9 protein-coding genes are annotated in these 10281 nt (G+C 49.1%); all 9 read right to left on the minus strand.

The features are described from left to right. On the minus strand, positions 1-203 hold a 203-nt coding region (locus VLX91_12720; protein ID HUI31069.1), incomplete at its 3' end, for a hypothetical protein. A 176-nt stretch (positions 204-379) separates the two neighbouring features. After that, complete coding sequence (locus tag VLX91_12725) at positions 380-1576, minus strand: glycosyltransferase family 4 protein (protein ID HUI31070.1); 1197 nt, start codon at positions 1574-1576, stop codon at positions 380-382. Between the two features lie 41 nt (positions 1577-1617). Beyond that, the gene (locus tag VLX91_12730; GenBank protein HUI31071.1) at positions 1618-2313 is read right to left on the minus strand and encodes a hypothetical protein; all 696 of its coding nucleotides are present in this window, start codon (positions 2311-2313) and stop codon (positions 1618-1620) included. 52 nt (positions 2314-2365) lie between these two features. Further along, a complete protein-coding gene (locus VLX91_12735; protein HUI31072.1) occupies positions 2366-3370 on the minus strand; it encodes a GNAT family N-acetyltransferase in 1005 nt (334 codons plus the stop codon). 228 nt (positions 3371-3598) lie between these two features. Continuing rightward, positions 3599-4735 (minus strand): glycosyltransferase family 4 protein, encoded by a 1137-nt coding sequence (locus VLX91_12740; protein HUI31073.1) that lies wholly within the window; start codon positions 4733-4735, stop codon positions 3599-3601. Then, entirely contained in the window at positions 4732-5916 is a 1185-nt protein-coding gene (locus tag VLX91_12745; GenBank protein HUI31074.1) for a hypothetical protein, read from the minus strand. The genes VLX91_12740 and VLX91_12745 overlap by 4 nt, the downstream gene beginning before the upstream one ends. After that, complete coding sequence (locus VLX91_12750; GenBank protein HUI31075.1) at positions 5913-8054, minus strand: bi-domain-containing oxidoreductase; 2142 nt, start codon at positions 8052-8054, stop codon at positions 5913-5915. The genes VLX91_12745 and VLX91_12750 overlap by 4 nt, the downstream gene beginning before the upstream one ends. 112 nt (positions 8055-8166) lie before the next feature. Continuing rightward, on the minus strand, positions 8167-9525 hold the full coding sequence (locus VLX91_12755; GenBank protein HUI31076.1) for a hypothetical protein: 1359 nt from the start codon (positions 9523-9525) through the stop codon (positions 8167-8169). A 96-nt stretch (positions 9526-9621) separates the two neighbouring features. Further along, the coding region (locus VLX91_12760) for a glycosyltransferase family 9 protein (GenBank protein HUI31077.1) at positions 9622-10281 on the minus strand (660 nt) is incomplete at its 5' end.

A 10281-nucleotide genomic window follows, 5' to 3' on the forward strand; every position in this document is an offset into this window, starting at 1 on the left:
TTTGCGTACGCGTACCAGTTGCTTATGGATTGGTCGTCATCGACTCTGAAACAAACCCCGCCGATCTTCTGATCGTCCGGTACAGGATACCCGCTTGCGGTGGATTGCCCATATGCACTGTCCAATGCAAAACCGCCCACCATAGATCCCCATATAGCCCATGCGAGCAACAGAAATAAGTTCTTACTCCGTACCAGTCTCATTGACACGATTTATCTCCTCAATGCGTTTCCAAGATGTCAACACAGTCCTTGATAAGCTCTCCAAAACCCAGCCAACAACTTCATCATTTTCGGCTCCCTAACTTTCCCGCACCAGACCGTAAAATCGCATCGCTCTAACCAAATTCCATTAATTATATCGGTTCAATCGTTCATAGTCAAGTACGTCCCCGGGCCAAATCTTCCAGCATTTCAAGATATGCTTTCCCCTGATTCTCCCAACTATATCGATTGGAAAACTTCTTAACATTAGAGGAAATCGAGGCTCTAAGGTCACAGTTAATGACAAGTTCTTCCAGTTTCTTTCGTAAATCATCTTCATCGTCAGCATCATAATACTGTACCATAGCGTCATCAAAATACCGTTCGATTATAGGAAGGCGAGGAACTATGGCTGGAATTCCCAGCGCAGCTAATTCGAGAAGCTTGGTCGGCATTGCCAAATCAGCATAATATTTCCTGTTAACCAAGGGCACCACGCCGATATCGGATTGCTCTACCTCTCTCTTTATGTCTTCGATGGGAAGCATCCCATGCAGAAATACTATTGGCGAAAGTCTACTACTCCGCACCATAGTATTCAGGGTCTCAAAGTCGGGGCCGTCGCCAAAAACATCAAATCGAATTTTTCTTCCGTTTGCGGACAACCTGCTGATCGCCCTAATGACCGATGAAATATTGTACCATGGTGCCACGATACCGTGATAACTGATGAGGGTCAAGTCAGGACGGAGATGCCCTCCGCGTCCAACAGGTCTGAACAAAGCATCGTCTGCCACATTCATTACAATGGTAATATTTTTCCTCCCGGTTCGAGATTCGATAACTTCCTTTACGGGATCGCTGACTGTCATGACCTTATTTGAAAGTGCAATGCTGATTTTCTCCAGCCATTTTGTGACCCAAACTACCATGCTTCCTTCTTCAAGCCCCCACCTGTTCATGAATAACTCAGGTACTATTTCGTGCATATCCAGAACGATCTTTACACCCAAAAGCTTGGGGAAAAAACCTGCGAAGACAATGTAGTCAGGGGGATTATGGAACTGCAGTACTTCATACCTGTTGCGAATGCATCGAACGGCCAATATGAACGAAGCGTAGGAAATGAACATAAAGTATTCCAACAGGTAGATAAGAACGGGAGCGCCTCGATGTCTTCTTACACCTAACCTCGTCACGTTTACTCCGCCAACGTTTTCTCTCTTTATCTCACTCTTATTCCGGAGACAAAGAACGTCGACGGCGACACCATTCCGAACAAGCAATTCCGATTCCCTCTTGACCCTCGCGTCGCTCGGATAATAAGAGTGCACGACCATACACATTCTTTTGGGAAGATTTTTCTCGTTCATCTCATGTTCTCTAAACAGGAAATTTCTCCAACTGCGTTGTATCAAAAGATCTTGGATTCACTGTTGCAAATGATATACTTAAAATGTTCCATTAGTTTCGCATCGACAATGACATTTTCCGGGTGGAACAACAAAACGACGTCGCGTGTTCTAGCTTCATTTACAAGCCACTCGATGGTAAAACTCTTCGTATCCCGCCAGTGTGGTTCCAGCCAGAACGCCGAAGGGAAAAATAGAATCGAGTCTCCGTAATGTCGCGGCAAGATCGTTGGATCCTCTAAGTTCCCCATGAAGATCTTCATACCGGATTTTTCAGCCCAGGATAAATACTTCTCCGGCTCATAAGGAGCATAATGGTGCAGGCCATACTTATGCACCCCGGAGCCGTGTTTGGAGAAGGTACTCACCTTGCAACCCAAATGCCATTCCAGCAAGCGCAACTCGTTTTGAAAATTCTCAAAAGATCTGGAGTTCTCGAGATGCAGGCCTGCCACGTGTCCGCCAGCCTCAATCAATCTCATCACCGCACCGGAGGGAAGCGTACATCTCCTGAAAAACACATAGGATCTCAGGCCGGAATCGTTGAGAAGATTTAGGATTAATTCGAGGTCGTGCAGATATCCTAATTGTCTCACGGCGGGGAAATAGAAATCTGAGCCGATCCGGCTCATAACGTGACTGCTCAGACTGCGTCTGCCGTAAGGCCTGTCCACATCGATTCTCAGGATCAGAGACATACGGTCTCTCTCCGATGCAATTGGGACAAGTTTGCAGACAAGAGGATTTTTTTCACATTGCGCCTTTTAGTCGTGGGTTCTTTCTTGCTCTCAGCTTTTCAAACACTTTCCACACACTGCCAAGAAACGCAGGTGAGAACATCTCCACAGATGTGTAAGTCTTCTCTATCCCGCCGAATCCTTTCTTGAAATGAGCTATCGACGGAGTGTTAGTGCCACCCAGGTCATACCAGTGTATACCGGAGGCTTTCGCCCACTTTATCACCTGCCACTGCAGAACATTATTTGGCCGCAGCCTGTTGAATTGGGCATCCGAAACTCCATCCCAGTACAGACATGTTTCGGCATACTTCAGCAGGACTGCCGCCGCGATCATTGCACCCTCATACTTCACTGAGAAGAGAGCGTAGTATTCCTTTGGGAAAGAGGAAAAGAAACTTTCCATCAACGTGCTCGATGTGGACTGGTCCATTCCCTGAAGAGTGTAAAGTCTGCTGCGGAGACCAAGGTATTGGTTCACCGATTTGTCATCGATGTCGAATGAAACTTCGAGTCCGTTCTTTTCTCCCTGCCTTAGCTGGTTTCTTGTCTTGCCATCCATCTTCTTCAGGATCGTGTCGAGATCTTCGCTCAGATCTATAACTGAGGTCATACGCGTCTTCACTCGAAAATGATTATGAGTGACGACGGTGTCGGGAAGGAAGAAGGACAGCGTCAGCGTCGCCATTCTCACTCCTTGTGCCGAACAATACTGCGCGAATGCGGAAACGCAGGCCTCGGGGTTTCTCTTACATGCGATGCCCATGTACGGAGTAAGAGCATGGCGAAGGGGCGAACCTGCCATCGAGAATCCAAATTTCTTCCACATTACCACCGGTGTCATTCCTATCAGCTCAGTGCCTTCATGCAAAAGGACACCACGGATTGTCGCACCGCTGAAATATGATGACACATAAAGGCGAAGCCAATCGGATAATTGAAACACATTCCAGCCAGGCATAGTCTTCAGTAGTTCATCCCATTTCGAGTCAATTTCTACTGTCGATGATGAATACATCTATGAAACCTGCTCTTGACTCAATTGTGAATGCTCACAGCGCTCGCCAATCGTTAACTCGTGGAAGAGATCGTCGATGTGTATGTCGCAGGGTGATTGAAACCATGGCATGCAAGGAGTCTCGTATTTGTAAAGGGGGTAATAGTCTGAGTTCATAATATTGAGATCCATCTTAACAGAAACTAAGTGCCTTGATTCATGGGCTGTTGCCTTGCCGCCCGAAACGGTTCAGCTGTATACTGCAAGTAGTCTTTTTTCCATTTCCTCCCAGTTATAGTATCTCTCGAAAGCTGCCCGGGCATTCTTGCCCAGGCGCACTGCTTCTTCAGGATTCTCGATCAAGAAAGTGACGCCAGCTGCTATTTTAGCCGGGTCGGTTGGATCGACAAGAACGCCGCAGTCGGCGCGAGAAACTATCTCAGCTATGTTCGGGAAATTACAGGCAACGGTAGGTATGCCCGCTGCCATATAGTCGAACAGCTTGTTCGGGAGTCCCATGATATTGTTCATCGACACCGGCTGCAACAACAGAATACCGATGGAGCTCGCTCTCAATATTTTCGGCAGCTCTTCAAATCTTATCCAGGAACAAATCTCAAAATAATCCTCCATCCGGTTAGCCGACATAAAACTTCGCATCCATTCCAGATCTTTAGGCGGAACTCTTCCGATCGTAAGAAAATGGACATTCGCTATCTTGTCTCTCACAATCCTCGCGGCTTCGAGATATTTGTCCAGTCCTCTGGTCGCGATATCGAGGTTTCCCTCATGGACAATTGTGACAGTTCCGGAGTTGAGAACGCCTTTCTCCCTTCGGGGGAAGAGCTCTGTCGGTGCGCAGACAAGTATTTCGGTTATATTTGTACATCCGTAACGCGCGAATCTGTCTGCCAGATCCTTTCTCACTACGATCACATTGTGCGGCACCTTCGCAAGCATCCTCTCCAATGCAAAGATGCACATCCCTACAAGTTTCCTGATGAGAGGACTTTTGACCTTGACCGGGATGCTGGTCGCGTGCTCCTCGTGAACGTCATAAACGATCTTGCCGCGTGTAAATATTCGGAGAAACATGCCCGCCAAGAGAAGCTCCGGTTCATGGAAATGATATGCTCCCGCCCTCAGCTCGAACGCCTTCACTGTCAACTGAAGAGTGGTAACAAGTCTTCCAAGATACTTCCTTCTTTTGAACCCGAAGACCTGTATCCCGTCGCAGATAAATTGTTTTTTGTCCGCCGGTGCAAGCAATACAACCCTCTTCCCTGCCTTGACAAGACTCTTTGCTTCCTTCTGAAAAATCCTGTCGTCATCAAAATCATGATAAGAGGTTATCATGCAGACGTCGATGTCGGAATTGCGGCTCATCTCTCAATCATGCTTTTGGTATTACGCGCCTTCCGATTTCTGAGTATGAGGGACGCGAGAGCTCTGGCCATCCAGGCTTGTGCCCAACGAAAGTATGCAATCTTCACGGTGTGCATCGGATATTTCCTGTAGTAGAAAAATCCCTCCTTGTCCTGCATGTGATCAATTGTCCATCTCGCTGTGCGCTCAGATTTCTCCAGTCCATGACCGTCAAACGAGGCCAACTCGGAAAAGCAAAGGATACCTTCCGCACAACTGTGTATGTCCACCGGATATTTGCGGCCTACTCTGAAATATGGAACCAACGAACTATCGAAGAGATTCCGTTCGAAATACCGAAGACCTCGTTCGATTCGTTGAGGGATCTCAACATCCGGCCGCACCTTATGAATTTCAAAGAGAGAACGGAGAACAAAGCCGGTGTGATAAGGGTCGATTCGACCGACAGGGTATGCGTAGTACCACGAGCCGTCATCGTTTTGCTGGTTCATGACAAATCGAACAGCTTTTCCGGCGAGAGATACATCGACCGCGGAGTCAGCTGCCGCCGTCTTGAAAATCGCGGCAGCAACAAGGAGGCTTGCATTGTGACAAACCTCCTGATCATAAGGAGTATAGCTAAAGCTGACCTCATCGCGACTGAACACCGTCAACCTAAGATACTCTTTGAAAAATCCGCATGCCTTTGCGCAGGTATCGAGATATTTTCGGTCATTAGAAACTCGATACGCCGAAAGAAGTGCATCAATGACGTGGGCGGTAACAACTCCGGAAGGAGTGTAAGCTGGAAGAAACGAGTCCGCCTGCCAATTAAATGGATATCCCCAGCACGGATACCTGTATCCTGGCGAAGCGTTTTCGACCAGCCAATCGGCGGCATACAAGGACATCGCGCGGTAATTGTCGTCTCCAGTCACGGCAAAATAATCGAGGTAAGCCTGTGCGAGGAGAGCCACGGCCTTAGGATTTCGCTTAGGATGTGTTCGAGTAATTGATCTCAAAAATCCCGGCGCGGTGTCGAGCAGCAAGATAGAGAAAATGCGGCCTGGTTTCGTCTTCAACAGCGGCCTGAAAAGCCGGCTATCCATGATGTCATAATGGTCGATGCCCTGCCACTCTTGCGCCTCAATCCAGGAAAAAAGGCGGAGAAGAGAACTCTCCAAATAATCTAAGACGCTCACCCTTCTGTCAATTTCTCCCTCGAAGAAGCTAGTTGGTCCCGTACGATGAGACTCGTTCTAGCCGACTCAAACAATTCATCGAAAGGAATCGGCGGAGCGCCGCCGTTTTTCATATAAGCGGCGAACTCTTTGAGCTCTTCGAGATACCCCTTCTGCACTTTTCCGGAGCCTTCCTTGCTGACTTTATCACCGAATACCGTTAGAGTCTTGAAATCTTCAAGCAGCATCACCCTTCCGTCCACATAGGCCTCAACGCGCTCTTTCTCCATCTTCGATGAACCCAGCGTGCTGTAGAACAGGGTCGCGATTGACCCATCGCGGAATTCAAGCGAAGTCACGACGTTCTCGTCATATAGAGTGTCGGAAAGTTTTACGGCTTTGCTGTCGACTCGCGAGATCGGACTGCCGACAAGATAGAGCAGTAAGTCGAACATGTGACACGCTTCTCCAACTATCCTCCCGCCGCCTTCTTCGGAGAGCGTCCAATGCGTGGGCGGGATGTAGCCTGCATTCACCCGATAGCCGATCATCTTCGGGCCCGCCGAATCGCTGAGTACGCGCTTCATTTGTAATGAGAGCGGCGAGAACCTGCGGTTATAGCCAACCATGAACGGTACGCCCGAGGCACGGACAACTTTCTCAACATCCCGTAATTCGTCAAGCGTGAGTGCGATCGGTTTTTCCAGCAAGACTCCCTTTCCGGCTTTTGCCGCTTTGACCGCCATTTGAGCATGCAAATTATGTCTGGTGGCGATGATCACGATGTCCACTTCGCGATCGTCGATGACGTCGTCAAAACTGCTGGAGCCATAATCAGCACCGAATTCTCTTGCAAGCGAATCGGCTTTGTATCCTTCCCTGTTGACAACGGCTCGGAGATGGAAGTCCCTCGACAACCTTGATATGTTAGGCAGATGCGTTGCGCGGGCAAAACTGCCGGCGCCCACTATTGCGACCCGTAGTGGACCTCTCCTCCTCGAAGAAGCGAGATGCTTCGTCGTCTTCCAACCGCGCTGAAAGCTTGCATCATCTTCAGAATATTTGAAGAGAACTGCCATGCGGTCGTTGCTGCGGGACAAAGACTCGTATGCTCTTGCGGCTTCTGCAACCGGAACAACTTCCGTCACCATCGGACCGAATTGCACTCTTTTGTCCGACAACATCCGGACATACTCTTCCATATTTCTGTTTTCGGTCCACCGCACATACGCATACGGGTAATCGATTCCCACACTCTCGTACTGATCGTCGTAACGTCCCGGGCCGTAGGAACAGGAGATCAGAAAATCAGCCTCCTTATCATAAAACGGTTTTCGACGCAGGTTCATTCCGACTGCACCGACCACTACTACTTTCCCTTTCTTTCTAACCATCTCCATGGCAGAATTCACGACGTCGCTCGAACCGCTTGCGGCGGTTATAATTACACTGTCGGCACCTTGCCCCTTCGTCAACAGACCGACTTTCCGGCTGATGTCGGCAGAACCGGGTGAGAAGCCGAAATCGGCACCGAGGCGCTTTGCAAGATGAAGTCTCCATTCGTTTGGATCAACCGCTATTACGTGACACCCTGCGTTCTTGAGAAGTTGGCAGGTAATCTGACCGATCAGCCCGACTCCAACCACAACGACCGTCTCACCGAGCTGGACACATGCCCGCCGAACTCCCTGCATCGCTATAGCGCCAACGGTGGCCGAAGCCGCGTCGGACAAAGAGCAATCCGGAGGCACCTTCACACAGAGATGCTTTGTAACGCAAAGAACCTCGGCGTGATACGCATCCCCTCCACACGCCACGCGATCTCCGGCTGCGAACCCCTTCACGCCGCTTCCTACTTCGAGAACGATTCCGGCACAGCTGTATCCCAGCGGCTTCGGCATGTTCAGGACGCTCCTTACGCTCGTCAGGACTCCGAGGACACCTTCATCGCGCATCCGCTGTATCATCTTTCTAGCCTTGTCGGGTTGTCGGCGGGCCTTATTGATTAACGACTCCCCCGACATTTCAATTCCGGACAGCTCCGTCCCGGTGCTGACCAGCGAATACTTTACCTGAACGAGGACACATCCAGGATGTACGGTCGGGGCGGGCACCTCTTCTACAAAAATCTTGCCCTTACGGGCTAATACTTGCTTCATCTATCATTCCTTTCAACAGTCCCGAGATGAATTCTTGAATCCGCATACCGATTGACACCATCACCGAGCAGAAGGCCGGGCATCACCGAATTTGGGAGGAGTGTCATCTATCTTATTTCCCAAATTGGGGTATCGTTACGACATCCCTGGTGACTACCATGCTCCCTTCGGGATTCCAAATGAAATTACTTCTTGCGGAGACCCATCCTACAAGTATCCAGAAGGGGAAGGCAACATCGTAGGAAGTGTCAATGTATTTCGTCAGAGAAATGAGAAAGTAATTGAGTCCGATGAAGAACGCGGCGAAGGCGACAATTCGCACGTCAATTCGCGGGTCAGACTTTCTCACACGATTGACGGTGATCAGAAGAACAATCTCCGTCGCTAACCAAAGAGCTCCGCCCAGAAACCCCATGTTCCCTATGAAATGAGCGGGGTTGCTGTCAAACCCCGTTAAATAGCGACTTGTACCGAATATCGAAGCGGTCCTCTCACCCACGCCGAAGCCGTATCCGTAAGGATTTGCAATAAAGGATTGTATCATGAAATACCAGCCGCCGATGTGGCCAGCCCTATCCGAAAGATCCAGGGCATTTCCCACTGCCATGACAAAAGCGTCTTGCACAGTTTGGACAGTCGCCACGACGACCACCCCTATCCCCAGTATACCGAATGCCAAAAATGGTTTCTTTAGGCGAACCGCAACTACTCCCAGACCTATCAGCAACATAGTGGCTGCGGCGGCTCGCGCGCCGGTCAGTAAGAGAATAATCATACATACGATAGATAAGTAAAGATACTTTCTCCTCCGAGAGAAATAAAAGAAGCAAAGAAATGAACAACTCGCAAATACCAGATAATTTCCCAGATCGAGATAACTTCCGTTGAGATCCCAAATACGTAAGTAAAATCCCCCTCCCCATGTTTGCTCGAGGCCCTGCAGCGAAAGCACATCATTACCATATTCCGCTGAAAACGTATGATTCATTCGATAGAGGTCCGCAATATTCGAAAATGCATAGTCAAAAACTGCTAGGTTGAGGACACTCACAATAGCTGAAACCAGAGCTATGAAAGAAATGAACTTCACAAGCCGAATCATTTCGTCGGGAGATATGGAAGAGTAACGCCCGATCCAGTAAGCGATGCACACGTAGATGTAGATTCTATATTCATTAAGCTTCGCAACATTTGGAACCTGCGCTGGGGAGAAACGGAGTAAATAGATCGTACAAACCAACCAGAGCGAGAGCACCAGCCAGTCTAACAGGTTGAAACCACGATTCTCGAATCTTCTTGCGCATAGAGCCGCCAGAAAAACGAGAATTAGGATCAATCCTTCCTTTAAGAATTTCATGGCATCGACATATTGCGACGGTAAGCCAACAGCCAGCAATAGTCCCAAAATGAAGCAGTAAAACACCAGGAACACGACGAGGACCCGGATCCATTTACCTATTTGCTTTGGCATTTACCTTAGATTCCCAATCGCCATTTATACCTCATGACGCTTCTGAACTTAACATAACGCCTCCAATCTATCTCGAGCTGGAACTGCAATGAGCCCTCACAAATGTCGAAGCACATCTTCCACTCCTATCGAATTCAAACATCTGTATTCATACGGACAGTTTCTTACCATCCAGTCTCCGTCCATTTTGTAACATGGGCTGCATTCGAAGTCCTTTCTGACAATCCGGTGGCGGTCCCCAAGCGGCGCAAACTTTGTATAATCCGTGGGCCCGAAAATCGCGACGACCGGTGTGCCGACGGCGGCAGCGAGATGCATGAGGCCGCTGTCGTTGCAAATTAAAAGATCGGATTCCGCAACAATTGCTCCGTCCTCCAGGAAGGATGTCTCACCTGCGAGTATATGCGGCATGACGCTCATTTGTCGTGCCATGGCAAGACTCAGCTCCCTCTCTTCCCGGGATCCCAATAGTATTACAAGATCGTGATCGCGAATCAGATGTTCGCACACTTTTGCATATTTTTCAACGCTCCACCTCTTCCACCACTGGCTGGAACTGCTGCCAACATGCATGCACACCACCCTCTTGAAAACCTCTCCGTTCTTCAAACTTTCAATCCTCTTCTTGCCAAAACGCCTGAGTCCCTCATCTAAGTTGAGGTGCGGCACGCGATCGACGAGTTTCCTATCCAGGCCAAGCGCGTAAGCTATCTCGAGGTTCATATCAACCTCGTGCTGGTTCTCCCTGATTGCCAC

This window comes from Candidatus Acidiferrales bacterium (assembly GCA_035515795.1).
In the GTDB taxonomy this organism is placed as follows: domain Bacteria; phylum Bacteroidota; class Ignavibacteria; order Kryptoniales; family JAKASW01; genus JAKASW01.